The sequence below is a fragment of the Desulfocastanea catecholica genome (genome assembly GCF_054657295.1).
Window position 1 is genome coordinate 1 of record NZ_BAAHYZ010000199.1, and the last position, 224, is coordinate 224.

General features: G+C 52.7%; 1 pseudogene. It reads right to left on the reverse strand.

The annotated features are described in order from the left end of the window. A pseudogene (locus tag ACYQ8U_RS23505) lies at positions 1-224 on the reverse strand (3-hydroxyacyl-CoA dehydrogenase/enoyl-CoA hydratase family protein); the annotation flags it as partial.

A 224-nucleotide genomic window follows, 5' to 3' on the forward strand; every position in this document is an offset into this window, starting at 1 on the left:
GGATCATCTCCTGGTAGTCACTTGCTTCCTCGGCTATTATACCCAATTCCAAACCTTCCTTGCAGGTCAGACGCTCATTTTGGCCAATCATGGCGTGCAGTTTTTCGGCAGCCTGGGGCCATTTGCGGTACGGAAGTATAGCCCCGCCCATACCGGGAAAGATTCCCAGGGTGATTTCCGGAAGCTGCAAGAAGGCATTTTTAACAGCCACCATGCTGTGGCAG